The sequence below is a fragment of the Serratia sp. 22278 genome (assembly GCF_052045405.1).
In the GTDB taxonomy this organism is placed as follows: domain Bacteria; phylum Pseudomonadota; class Gammaproteobacteria; order Enterobacterales; family Enterobacteriaceae; genus Serratia; species Serratia marcescens.
This window is the reverse complement of record NZ_JBQEOW010000003.1, coordinates 223,319-235,086: the sequence shown is the minus strand read 5'-3', so window position 1 is coordinate 235,086 and position 11,768 is coordinate 223,319. Positions and strand designations below refer to the sequence as shown.

The following is an 11,768-nucleotide window of genomic DNA, read 5'->3' as shown; positions in this document are numbered from 1 at the left end:
GTCTGCTTGCACGGCGAACATGGGCGAAATTCGACGCTGTTGCTTGAAAGCCACAGGGATAAAACCATGAGTGACTCTCGTTATATGAATACGCTGGACAAAATCCAGAGCCATCTGGAACGCCTGAGCAAATCTGAAAGGAAAGTCGCCGAGGTGATCCTGGCCTCCCCGCAGACCGCCATTCACTCCAGCATCGCCACGCTGGCGCGCATGGCCGACGTCAGCGAACCTACCGTCAACCGCTTTTGCCGCCGCCTTGATACCAAAGGCTTTCCCGATTTCAAACTGCATCTCGCCCAAAGCCTGGCTAACGGCACGCCCTACGTAAACCGTAACGTTGAGGAAGATGACAGCGTCGATTCCTATACCAGCAAGATCTTCGAATCGGTAATGGCCAGCCTGGATACAGTAAAGGCAAATTTGGATATTGCCGCAATCAATCGTGCGGTTGACCTGCTCACCCAGGCAAAAAAGATCTCTTTCTTCGGGCTGGGCGCCTCCGCGGCGGTGGCGCACGATGCGATGAACAAATTTTTCCGCTTCAACATTCCGGTGGTCTACTTCGATGACATCGTCATGCAGCGCATGAGCTGCATGAACTCCGGCGAAGGCGACGTGGTGGTGCTGATCTCACACACCGGCCGCACCAAGAATCTGGTGGAGATGGCCCACCTGGCGCGGGAGAACGACGCCACGGTACTGGCTATCACCTCGCGCGACACCCCGCTCGCCCAGGCGGCGACTCTGGCCCTGCTGCTCGACGTGCCCGAAGACACCGACGTTTACATGCCGATGGTGTCGCGGATCGCGCAATTAACGCTCATTGACGTGCTCGCCACCGGATTTACCTTGCGCCGAGGGGCTAAATTCAGAGATAACTTGAAGCGGGTCAAAGAAGCGCTCAAAGAATCGCGCTTTGATAAAGGCGTGGTCATTCCCAACAGTTTTGATTCGTGACCCGACGAAGAAAAAATCGCCGTTCAACAGACATTTGAATGACGGCATCAGAGGCGGTACCCTGTTAACATGCTCATGCGGGTAACCCGGGTGAAATATCAGTGTTGTAAAATTACATTTCACGCCTGGTTTCGTTATCCGACGTTATCGCAACACCAATATTTGCTTCACCAGTCAACGGAGTAATACATGTCCAGACGGCTCAGAAGAACCAAAATCGTTACCACCCTGGGTCCGGCTACAGACCGCGACAATAATCTGGAAAAGATCATTGCCGCCGGCGCCAACGTAGTTCGGCTTAACTTCTCCCACGGCAGCCCGGAAGATCACCAGGCTCGCGCTGACAAAGTGCGCGAAATCGCTGCCAAACTGGGGCGTCACGTCGCTATCCTCGGCGATCTGCAAGGGCCGAAAATTCGCGTTTCCACTTTCAAGGAAGGCAAAATCTTCCTCAACGTGGGCGATAAATTCCTGCTGGACGCCAACCTGTCAAAAGGCGAAGGCGATAAAGAAAAAGTCGGTATCGACTATAAAGGCCTGCCAGCCGACGTGGTGCCGGGCGACGTCCTGCTGCTCGATGACGGCCGCGTTCAGCTGAAAGTGCTCGAAGTTCAGGGCATGAAAGTGTTTACCGAAGTGACCGTCGGCGGCCCGCTGTCCAACAACAAGGGCATCAACAAACTCGGAGGTGGCCTGTCGGCCGAAGCCCTGACCGAAAAAGACAAGGCGGACATCGTGACCGCCGCCAAGATTGGCGTCGACTACCTGGCGGTCTCCTTCCCGCGTACCGGTGAAGACCTTAACTATGCCCGCCGCCTGGCGCGCGATGCGGGCTGCAACGCCAAGATCGTGTCCAAGGTTGAGCGCGCCGAAGCGGTTTGCACCGACGAAGCGATGGACGACATTATTCTGGCCTCCGACGTGGTGATGGTTGCCCGTGGCGACCTGGGCGTCGAAATCGGCGATCCGGAACTGGTCGGCATTCAGAAGAAACTGATCCGCCGCGCCCGCACTCTGAACCGCGCGGTGATCACCGCGACCCAGATGATGGAGTCGATGATCACCAACCCGATGCCGACCCGCGCCGAAGTCATGGACGTGGCGAACGCCGTGCTGGACGGCACCGACGCCGTCATGCTGTCGGCGGAAACCGCCGCTGGCCAATACCCGGCGGAAACCGTGGCGGCGATGGCGCGCGTTTGTCTGGGCGCCGAGAAGATCCCGAGCATCAACGTTTCCAAACACCGCCTGGACGTACAGTTCGACAACATCGAAGAGGCGATAGCCATGTCTTCGATGTATGCCGCCAACCACCTGAAAGGCGTCACCGCGCTGATCGCCATGACCGAATCCGGCCGCACTGCGCTGATGATGTCGCGCATCAGCTCCGGCCTGCCGATCTTCGCCATGTCGCGCCATGAGCACACGCTGAACCTGACTGCGCTGTATCGCGGCGTGACACCGGTGTATTTCGACAGCCACAAAGACGGCGTGATCGCCGCCAATGAAGCGGTCAATCGCCTGCGCGACAAAGGCTTCCTGGTCTCCGGCGATCTGGTGATCGTCACCCAGGGCGACGTGATGGAAACCGTCGGCACCACCAATACCAGCCGTATTCTGCGCGTCGAGTAATCCACACCGCAGACGACATGCCGGCCGGCTCACGTTGGCCGGCATTTTTTTTGCCCCGGTACCGCCATAAACGACGGAGAACACCATGCTCCACCAACGCAATCCCGCAGCGAGCGGTGATGAGCTCGATCTCGATGGCCACGGCCTGACACAGCTCGACGCGTCACAGTTAGCCGGCCACGCGCTGCGCAAGGTAAGCCTGTATGATAATCAGTTGGCGGCCATCCCCGCCCCCCTCTTCCGGCACCGCAATCTACAGGTGTTGAACATCTCCTGCAATCAGCTCGACCGCCTGCCGCCGGAGATTGGCCAGTTGCAACAGCTTGAGATGTTCGACTTTGGCCACAATCGCGCAAGCGAACTCCCCGAGGAACTGGGGCAGTTGCACCGGTTGAAATACCTCTATCTGAGCGACAACGGCTTTAGCGATCTGCCGCACTCGCTGGCGCAGCTACAGCAGTTGGTTTACCTCAACGCGACCGATAACCAGCTGACCGCCTTGCCGCAGGCAATACCGAGGCTGGCGGCATTGCAGGAGCTGCGTTTATACAACAATCGCATCCGCAGCCTGCCCGACGAAATCGGGCAACTGCGCGCGCTGCGCGAGTTGCATATCATGAAAAATGCCCTGACCACGCTGCCGGCGGAAATGGCTTTGCTCGGCGAGCTTGAGATACTCGACGCGGCCAACAACGCCATCGCCGAACTGCCGGAAGCCTTCTGCCGGCTGCCGCGGTTGAGCGAGCTGAACCTGCGTTTCAATCAGCTGACGCGCCTGCCGAAAAATATCGGTGAGCTGACGGCGCTGAGAAGCCTGGATCTGCGCGCCAACCGCCTGAGCGACCTGCCGGAAAGCCTCGGCGAACTGAGCCGGCTGCGCAAGCTGGATCTGCGCTGGAATGATTTCACCCACACGCCCAACGTCATTGAGATCCTGCGGGCTCGCGGCTGTATGGTGCACATCTGAAGTGACGCCGGCCGGGGTGTAGCCCGACCGGCGTTAGCGGTAGAAAGGATTAACGATACAGATCGTCGCGCGAGTAGGGTTCAATCTCCCCTTCCTTGCGCGTCTTCAGCAGTTTGAGGATCCAGGTGTACTGCTCCGGATTCGGGCCCACCAGGTTTTCCACTTCTTCATTCATACGGCGGGCAATCCGTGGGTCATCAGCGTCGGCCAGATCGTCCATCGGCTCGCGAATATAGATATCCAGCATGCTGGTTTTGCCGTCGTACACCGGGAACAGCGGCACGATCGCCGCACGGCATACCTTCATCAGCCGCCCGACCGCCGGCAACGTCGCCTTATAGGTGGCGAAGAAGTCGACAAACTCACTGTGCTCAGCGCCGTGATCCTGATCGGGCAGATAGTAACCCCAATATCCCTGCCGAACCGAACTGATAAACGGTTTGATGCCGTCATTGCGCGCGTGCATGCGGCCGCCGAATTTACGACGCACGGCATTCCACAGGTAGTCGATCAGCTGATTGCGCTGGTTGTGGAACATCGCCGCCATCGGTTGGCCGCGCGCGGCCATCAACATCGCCGGCACATCTACCGCCCAGCCATGAGGCACCAGAAAAATCACGTTGCGCCCTTCAGCCCGGATCTTGTCCAACACCTCTTCACCGTGCCAACGCACGCGCTTGAGCACTTTCTCGGGCTTGGTACAGGCCAATTCCGCCATCAGCACCATCGACTGCGGCGCGCAGGCAAACATCTGGTCGATGATGTGCTCACGGTCGCTTTCCGGCAATTCCGGCAAGCAATACAGCAGGTTGATGCGGGCACGACGGCGCGCGCCTTTCGCCAGCTTGCCGGCCAGTTTGCCGACCGCCCCCAGCACCGGATCGCGCAGACGCGCAGGCACCAGCGAAACGCCGGCCATCAGGCCGGTTCCCAACCACACGCCCCAGTAGCGCGGGTATAAAAAGGCTTTTTGAAACTGCGGGATGAACTCTACGTTCGATTTCTTCTCGTTTTGCATGCACATGCTCTTGGCTTAGCGATTCGGCTAATCATAATTGCCAGCACCGATTTTGCAATTAACAACCGCGAACCGCCCAGATAAAACAGCATCGGCCCGCAATCAGGCCGATGAAATTAGCGGCGCCGAAGCGCCGGAAAAAGGGGGACGTTAATCCAGTTGCAGCTGAGGAACCACTTCCTTCACCTGCGCCAGATAATCGCTGCGGTCTTTGCCGCCCAGCCCTTCAGAACGCGGCAGCTTGGCCGTCAGCGGGTTCACCGCCTGTTGGCCGGTCCACAGTTCAAAGTGCAGGTGCGGCCCGGTGGAGCGGCCGGTGTTGCCGGAGAGCGCAATGCGATCGCCGCGTTTCACCTTCTGCCCTGGTTTCACCAGCAGTTTTTTCAGGTGCATATAACGCGTGGTGTACTGGCGGCCGTGGCGGATCGCCACATAGTTGCCCGCTGCGCCGCTGCGCTTGGCGATCACCACTTCACCGTCGCCGACCGCCAGCACCGGCGTGCCGACCGGCATGGCGAAATCGACGCCCTTGTGCGGCGCCACGCGGCCGGTCACCGGGTTCACGCGGCGCGGGTTGAAGTTGGAGGAGATGCGGAACTGCTTCATGGTCGGGAAACGCATGAAGCCGCGCGCCAGGCCAGAGCCCTGGCGATCGTAGAATTTGCCGTCTTCGGCGCGGATCGCATAGTAATCCTTGCCGCCGGTGCGCAGACGCACGCCCAACAGCTGGCTTTGCGATTTCTTACCGTCGAAATGCTCACGCGACATCAGCACGGAGAACTGGTCGCCTTTGCGCAGCTTGCGGAAATCGAGCTGCCACTGCAACGCCTTGATCACCGCATTGATTTCGTTACGGCTCAGCCCGGCGTCGCCGGCGCTGCTGACGAAGCTGCCGTTGACCCGGCCGCTGATCACGTTGTTGCGCCATTCGCCCTGCTGCGCCTCTTTAGACTCTTTGAAGCTATTGCCGACGCGGTCATAGGTGCGGGTTTCGCGGCGCGAAACTTCCCAGGTCAACTGCTGCAGATCGCCCGCATCGTTCACGGTCCACGACAGCTGTTGGCCGATCTTCAGATTACGCAGATCGCGGTTTTGCGAAGCCAGCAAGGTGACATCCGACATATCGATGCCGTACTGCGTCAGAATGCTGCCAAGGGTGTCACCGGTGGAAACCACATATTCATGCACGCCGTCGTCGCCGGCATCTTTCTGATCCAGCTCATCCTGCGGGATTTCGTCATCGGGGGTGGGTTGGTCGGCATCTATCGGTTCACTGGCTTCGGGGAGCAATGACCGCATCTGGCTGGATTCTAACTCGACGCTCTTGGCGATGGGGTTGTGTTCTGGGTGGTAAACAAAAGGCCGCCAAACAGCGACGGCCAATGTGACGACTGTCAGCGACCCCAGCATGACGCGGTGGGGCCGTGGCAGGTTGTTATACGCCAGAGCGATAGTTCGGACTATCTGCTGCACTCGATATTATCCTCATAAGCTTTACTTCAGGCAGCTCACGTACTGGTTTGACAGCTGAGCCAGGAATTTCCCGTAGCTGTCCTTCCCCAGCGCGATGCCGGTGCCCAGCGGGTCCAGCGTTCCGGAACGCACTTTGGTACCCTTGGCGACGGCATTGATTACGGCCGGCCTGAATTGTGGCTCAGCAAAAACGCATACCGCTTTCTGCTCAACCAACTGTGTTCGAATTTGGTGTAGGCGCTGTGCTCCAGGCTGAATTTCGGGATTGACGGTGAAATGGCCCAGTGGACTCAAACCGTAGTGTTTCTCAAAGTAGCCGTAAGCATCATGAAAAACAAAATAACCCTTACCTTGCACAGGCGTAAGCATGTTACCAACATTTTTGTCAGTTTGCGTCAGCAGATTCTCGAACTGGCGCAGGTTTGCGTCTAATTTGTCCTTATTTTGCGGCATAAGTTCCAACAATCTGTCGTGAATCGCGATCGCGGTCACTTTTGCTATCTCCGGCGACAGCCAAACGTGCATATTGTACTCGCCGTGATGATGCCCATGATCGTCATCGGCATGGTTATGCGCTTCGCCTGCATGATCATGATCGTCGTCCTCTTCGCCTTTCATCAGCAACGGCTTCACCGCCGGCAGTTCGCTGACAGCCAGCTTTCGGGTCGCCGAGATAGGCACCAGCGCCTTGTGCAGGAACGCTTCCATGTCCGGCCCAACCCATAGCACCAGATCAGCGGAACGCAAGCGTTGGATATCCGAAGGACGCAACGCAAAATCGTGCGGCGAAGCGCCGTCCGGCAGCAACACTTCGGTCGGCGTCACGCCGTCGGCGATGGCCGAAGCGATAAAGCCTAATGGGCGAATCGAGGCCACCACCGCAGCGGAAGCGCTGCTCAGCGGGCCGGCCATCAACAGTGCGCTGGCCAACAGCGTACGCTGCAGCCATTTATTTTTCTTTGCCATCATCAGTAATCCCATCGTTTTCATCAACAAGGCGTGATATTATAACATTCGCTTCGTTCTGCAACCTGTAATCTCGAGATGTCTACACTGATAACGCTAAAAAATATCTCCGTCGCCTTCGGCAGCCGCAAGGTGCTGTCGAACATTTCCCTCAGCCTGCAACCCGGCCGTATTCTCACGCTGCTTGGCCCGAACGGCGCGGGCAAATCCACGCTGGTGCGCGTGGTGCTGGGATTGGTCAAACCGACCGCCGGCACGCTGGAGCGTGAGCCCGATCTGCGCATCGGCTATGTGCCGCAAAAGCTGCACCTCGACGCCACCCTGCCGCTGACCGTCAGCCGTTTTATGCGTCTTAAACCTGGCGTAAAGAAAGCCGACATTTTGCCGGCGCTCAAGCGCGTGCACGCCGCCCACCTGCTCGACCAGCCAATGCAAAAGCTCTCCGGCGGTGAAAACCAGCGCGTGCTGCTGGCGCGAGCGCTGCTGAACAAACCGCAGCTGCTGGTGCTGGACGAACCCACGCAAGGGGTGGACGTCAACGGCCAGCTGGCACTGTACGATCTGATCGATCAGCTGCGTAAAGAGCTGGGCTGCGCCGTGCTGATGGTGTCGCACGATCTGCATCTGGTGATGGCGAAAACCGACGAAGTACTGTGCCTCAATCAGCACATCTGCTGCTCCGGCGCGCCGGAGGTGGTGTCGATGCATCCTGAATTCATCGCCATGTTCGGCAACCGCGGCGCAGAGCAACTGGCGGTGTATCGCCACCATCACAATCACCGCCACGATCTGCAGGGAAGAATTGTCTTGAAGAAAACCGGGAGCCGCGAAGCATGATTGAACTGTTACTTCCCGGCTGGCTGGCCGGCGTGTTGTTGGCTAGCGCCGCCGGGCCGCTGGGTTCCTTCGTGGTCTGGCGCCGCATGTCCTACTTCGGCGACACCCTGGCGCACGCCTCGCTGCTCGGCGTCGCCTTTGGTCTGCTGCTGGACATCAATCCCTTCTATGCGGTGATCGCCATTACGCTGCTGTTGTCTTTGGCCCTGGTGTGGCTGGAACGTCGCCCGCAGCTCTCGGTGGATACGCTGCTCGGCATTCTGGCCCACAGCGCCCTGTCGCTGGGGCTGGTGGTGGTGGCGTTGATGTCCAACGTGCGGGTCGATCTGATGGCCTATCTGTTCGGCGATCTGCTGTCGGTCACGCTGAGCGACATCGTGATGATCGCCGGCGGCGTCGCCGTGGTGCTGTTGGTGCTGTGGTGGCAGTGGCGCGATCTGCTGTCGATGACCATCAGCCCTGAGCTGGCGCACGTCGACGGCGTCAATCTGGCGCGGGCACGCACCGTGCTGATGCTGGTCACCGCCTTGACCATCGGTCTGGCGATGAAATTCGTCGGCGCGCTGATCATCACCTCGCTGCTGATCATTCCGGCGGCCACCGCTCGCCGCTTCGCGCGCACGCCGGAGCAGATGGCGGGCGTCGCGGTGCTGCTCGGGATGGTGGCGGTTACCGGTGGCCTGACCTTCTCGGCGTTTTACGATACGCCTGCCGGCCCTTCGGTGGTGCTCTGCGCCGCCGTGCTGTTCACGCTGAGCCTGTTTAAAAAACAGCAGGCTTGATTAAAGCCGGGATATGACAAGGGCCGCATCTGCGGCCCTTTCTTATTGGCGGATTAAAAATTTACTCTTCGCGTTCGAGACCAAAGTGCCGGTAGGCATGCTGCGTCGCCAGGCGGCCGCGCGGCGTGCGCTGGATAAAGCCCTGCTGGATCAGGAACGGTTCAATCACGTCTTCGATGGTTTCGCGCTCTTCACCGATCGCCGCCGCCAGGTTGTCCAACCCGACCGGGCCGCCGGTAAACTTGTCGATAATCGCCAGCAGCAGTTTGCGATCCATATAGTCGAAGCCTTCGGCATCGACGTTGAGCATATCAAGCGCCTGCGCCGCCACCGAACCGCTGATCACGCCGTTGGCGCGCACTTCAGCGAAATCACGCACCCGGCGCAACAGGCGGTTGGCGATACGCGGCGTGCCGCGCGCGCGGCGGGCCACTTCATGGGCGCCCTCGTCGGACAGCTCCAGCCCCAGGCACCCGGCGCTGCGCGAGACGATGTGCTGCAGATCCGCCACCTGATAAAACTCCAGCCGCTGGACAATGCCGAAGCGATCGCGCAACGGCGAGGTCAGCGAACCGGCACGGGTGGTGGCTCCCACCAACGTGAACGGCGGCAGATCGAGCTTAATCGAACGCGCCGCCGGCCCTTCACCGATCATGATATCCAGCTGATAGTCTTCCATCGCCGGATACAATACTTCTTCCACCACCGGTGACAAACGGTGAATTTCGTCGATGAACAACACGTCGTGCGGTTCGAGGTTGGTCAGCATCGCCGCCAGATCGCCCGCCTTCTCCAGCACCGGGCCGGAAGTGGTGCGCAGATTCACGCCCATTTCGTTGGCCACGATGTTGGCCAGGGTGGTTTTCCCCAGCCCCGGCGGGCCGAAGATCAGCAGGTGGTCGAGCGCGTCGCCGCGCTGCTTGGCCGCCTGGATGAAGATCTCCATCTGCTCGCGTACGTGCGGCTGACCCACGTATTCGGTCAGCAGCTTGGGACGAATGGCGCGATCGAGGACTTCTTCCTCATTGATCGGTTCGGCGGAGATCAGGCGATCGGCTTCAATCATTATCTACCTCTTAGCGGCCTTACAAAGCAGCGCGCAACGCGTCACGGATCAGGGTCTCGCAGTCGGCACCCGGCTTGGCAATTTTGCTGACCATGCGGCTGGCTTCCTGCGGCTTATAGCCCAGCGCTACCAGCGCCGAGACCGCTTCGGCCTCCGCGTCAGCCTCAGGCGCTTTCTCCGCGGCGGACGGCAGGCTGATCTCGCTGCTGCTGTTGAACAGATCGCCGTTCAGCCCTTTGAAGCGGTCTTTCATCTCTACCACCAGGCGCTCGGCGGTTTTCTTGCCTACGCCCGGCAGCTTGACCAGCGCGGTGATCTCTTCGCGCTCCACCGCGCTGACGAACTGCTGCGCGGACATGCCTGACAGGATGGCGAGCGCCAGTTTCGGCCCGACGCCGTTGACCTTGATCAGCTCGCGGAACAGCGCGCGCTCCTGCTTGTCGTTGAAACCGTACAGCAGCTGCGCATCTTCACGCACCACGAAGTGGGTAAACACGATGGCCTCTTGCCCCAGTTCCGGCAGCTCGTAAAAGCAGGTCATCGGCATGTGCACTTCATAACCCACACCGTTCGCCTCCAGTAACACCAGCGGTGGCTGCTTTTCCAGAATATTTCCTCTGAGACGACCTATCATTTACCCTCCTGCAGAATGACCGGGCATGGCGCCCTGCCATGCCGTTGCTGGTAAAGCTTATAACATAAAAAAGGCTGGATGAATATCCAGCCTGAGCAATCATCGCTTCGAGTCAGCGCAAACGCCCGCGCGCCAGGTTCAACCGCCCTTCGCTCATCCGCAGCACGTTCTGGCTGAGATGGCAATGGGTGATGGCGATGGCCAGGGCATCCGCGGCATCCGCCTGCGGGTTGGCCGAGAGTTTGAGCAGCGAACGCACCATGTGCTGCACCTGCGCCTTTTCGGCTGCGCCGGTGCCGACCACGGTTTGTTTGACCTGCCGCGCCGCATATTCGAACACTTCCAGATTCTGATTCACCGCCGCGACAATCGCAACGCCGCGCGCCTGACCGAGCTTGAGCGCCGAATCCGGGTTCTTGGCCATAAATACCTGTTCGATGGCGAAGAAATCGGGCTGAAACTGGGTGATGATCTCGCTGACGCCGGCGTAAATCAGCTTCAGCCGCGTCGGCATGTCGTCCACCACCGTGCGGATGCAGCCGCTGGCGATATAGCTCAACTGACGCCCCTGCTGGCGGATAAGGCCATAGCCGGTGACGCGCGAGCCGGGATCGATACCGAGTATGATCGCCATATCTACATCCACCTTGCATGCACGGCGCCGCCGAACGGCGGCGCCCGTTTTACCGGATTACAGCGTCGCCGCCACTTCGTCGGAGATTTCACCGTTATGGTAAACTTCCTGCACGTCGTCGCAGTCTTCCAGCATATCGATCAGGCGCAGCAGCTTAGGCGCGGTTTCCGCGTCCATGTCGGCCTTGGTCGATGGGATCATCGACACTTCCGCCGCTTCAGCTTCGAAGCCCGCCGCGGTCAGCGCGTCTTTCACCGCGCCCAGGCTTTCCCAGGCGGTGAACACGTCGATGGCGCCATCGTCATAGGTCACGATGTCTTCCGCACCGGCTTCCAGCGCCGCTTCCATTACGCTGTCTTCATCCAGGCCCGGTGCGTAGGTGATCACGCCCTTCTTGGTGAACAGATAAGCCACGGAACCGTCGGTACCCAGGTTACCGCCGCATTTGGTAAAGGCGTGACGCACTTCCGCCACGGTGCGGTTGCGGTTGTCGCTCAGGCATTCGATCATGACGGCGGTGCCGCCAGGGCCGTAACCTTCATAGATGATGGTTTCCATATTGGTATCATCATCGCCGCCCACGCCGCGCGCGATCGCGCGGTTCATGGTGTCGCGCGTCATGTTGTTCGACAGCGCCTTGTCCATCGCCGCGCGCAGACGCGGGTTGGAATCCGGATCGCCGCCGCCCAGCTTCGCGGCGGTGACCAGCTCACGAATAATCTTGGTGAAAATTTTACCGCGCTTGGCGTCCTGCGCCGCTTTACGGTGCTTTGTGTTGGCCCACTTACTATGACCTGCCATA

The 11,768-nt window shown here is 59.6% G+C and carries 12 protein-coding genes; 5 read left to right on the top strand and 7 right to left on the bottom strand.

The genetic code is table 11. The features are described from left to right. The first annotated feature begins 84 nt into the window (after positions 1-84). The 3 genes from ACTJJ6_RS08495 (at position 85) to ACTJJ6_RS08485 (ending at position 3,556) form a co-directional block, all read left to right on the top strand. Positions 85-957 carry a MurR/RpiR family transcriptional regulator gene (locus ACTJJ6_RS08495; RefSeq protein ID WP_016927443.1) on the top strand — a complete coding sequence of 291 codons (873 nt, stop codon included), beginning with the start codon at positions 85-87 and terminating at the stop codon, positions 955-957. A gap of 189 nt (positions 958-1,146) precedes the next feature. After that, positions 1,147-2,589, top strand: a complete 1,443-nt coding sequence (gene pyk / locus ACTJJ6_RS08490) for a pyruvate kinase (RefSeq protein ID WP_004932339.1) — start codon at positions 1,147-1,149, stop codon at positions 2,587-2,589. 85 nt (positions 2,590-2,674) lie between these two features. Next, positions 2,675-3,556: a leucine-rich repeat domain-containing protein gene (locus ACTJJ6_RS08485; protein WP_049299180.1), complete on the top strand. Its 882-nt coding sequence runs from the start codon at positions 2,675-2,677 to the stop codon at positions 3,554-3,556. Positions 3,557-3,605: 49 nt separating this feature from the next. Here ACTJJ6_RS08485 and lpxM read toward each other — a convergent pair whose 3' ends face one another. From lpxM to znuA, 3 genes are all read right to left on the bottom strand, one after another. Beyond that, the gene (lpxM, locus tag ACTJJ6_RS08480; RefSeq protein WP_016927441.1) at positions 3,606-4,574 is read right to left on the bottom strand and encodes a lauroyl-Kdo(2)-lipid IV(A) myristoyltransferase; all 969 of its coding nucleotides are present in this window, start codon (positions 4,572-4,574) and stop codon (positions 3,606-3,608) included. Between the two features lie 150 nt (positions 4,575-4,724). Beyond that, positions 4,725-6,047 (bottom strand): murein DD-endopeptidase MepM, encoded by a 1,323-nt coding sequence (gene mepM, locus ACTJJ6_RS08475; RefSeq protein ID WP_028127477.1) that lies wholly within the window; start codon positions 6,045-6,047, stop codon positions 4,725-4,727. Between the two features lie 21 nt (positions 6,048-6,068). After that, on the bottom strand, positions 6,069-7,013 hold the full coding sequence (gene znuA / locus ACTJJ6_RS08470) for a zinc ABC transporter substrate-binding protein ZnuA (RefSeq protein ID WP_440802621.1): 945 nt from the start codon (positions 7,011-7,013) through the stop codon (positions 6,069-6,071). A 78-nt stretch (positions 7,014-7,091) separates the two neighbouring features. Here znuA and znuC point away from each other — a divergent pair, with 78 nt between their 5' ends. Both znuC and znuB read left to right on the top strand, forming a co-directional pair. Continuing rightward, complete coding sequence (gene znuC / locus ACTJJ6_RS08465; RefSeq protein WP_004932357.1) at positions 7,092-7,850, top strand: zinc ABC transporter ATP-binding protein ZnuC; 759 nt, start codon at positions 7,092-7,094, stop codon at positions 7,848-7,850. Beyond that, positions 7,847-8,632 (top strand): zinc ABC transporter permease subunit ZnuB, encoded by a 786-nt coding sequence (znuB, locus tag ACTJJ6_RS08460; RefSeq protein WP_049299179.1) that lies wholly within the window; start codon positions 7,847-7,849, stop codon positions 8,630-8,632. The genes znuC and znuB overlap by 4 nt, the downstream gene beginning before the upstream one ends. A gap of 61 nt (positions 8,633-8,693) precedes the next feature. On the opposite strand, the gene ruvB is transcribed toward znuB, so the two are convergent. The 4 genes from ruvB to ACTJJ6_RS08440 form a co-directional block, all read right to left on the bottom strand. Then, entirely contained in the window at positions 8,694-9,698 is a 1,005-nt protein-coding gene (gene ruvB / locus ACTJJ6_RS08455; RefSeq protein WP_016927437.1) for a Holliday junction branch migration DNA helicase RuvB, read from the bottom strand. Between the two features lie 19 nt (positions 9,699-9,717). Then, positions 9,718-10,332 (bottom strand): Holliday junction branch migration protein RuvA, encoded by a 615-nt coding sequence (ruvA, locus tag ACTJJ6_RS08450; RefSeq protein ID WP_016927436.1) that lies wholly within the window; start codon positions 10,330-10,332, stop codon positions 9,718-9,720. 112 nt (positions 10,333-10,444) lie between these two features. After that, positions 10,445-10,966, bottom strand: a complete 522-nt coding sequence (ruvC, locus tag ACTJJ6_RS08445) for a crossover junction endodeoxyribonuclease RuvC (RefSeq protein ID WP_004932367.1) — start codon at positions 10,964-10,966, stop codon at positions 10,445-10,447. Positions 10,967-11,023: 57 nt separating this feature from the next. Next, positions 11,024-11,767 (bottom strand): YebC/PmpR family DNA-binding transcriptional regulator, encoded by a 744-nt coding sequence (locus tag ACTJJ6_RS08440; protein WP_004932370.1) that lies wholly within the window; start codon positions 11,765-11,767, stop codon positions 11,024-11,026. Position 11,768: the final 1 nt, after the last annotated feature.